1 pseudogene is annotated in these 520 nt (G+C 48.7%); it reads right to left on the reverse strand.

The window, feature by feature from the left end:
* Positions 1 to 520 (reverse strand): annotated as a pseudogene (locus R7R24_RS30370) (hypothetical protein); the annotation flags it as partial.

Consider the following 520-nt stretch of genomic DNA (forward strand, 5'->3'; position numbering starts at 1 on the left):
CTTGATAATTCAGCTCTAAAATAACCGGTCGATTTTGCTGCATCAGCAAGGGCCACGTTGCCATTTTTCTTTCACAACGCATGGTGGATTGAGGCTCAGACAAGCAAAGATTATCGCGCACTGATGCTCGATATCCCCAAAGGCGGTAAAGATCATTCACGGCAAGATTGGATTGTTTCTGCGCCAACAGCATATCGCGCTGCGCACCAGTTAGCTGCTCACTTGCCATAAGAGGAGCAGGAGTAGACGAAGACGCAGCAACGGGTACTTCCGACATCGGAGCCTTTGGCTTCATTGGCATGTAATTTATTGCAGCCCAGCCGACACCAACCGCTGCCATTACACCAATAGCAGCCGATCCCCACGCTGGCCATGTAAAAGATTGACGAGGTTTATCTTGCTGGTAAATGTCCGCCTGAAACTGCATGACTTCTTCGCAGGCTTGTTGCACCGTCTGTTTATCGACAACGACACTGCCCTGGTGATAACTCATATTCAATGCTTTATCACAAATCAGGTT

Source organism: Vibrio sp. 704, assembly GCF_033339295.1.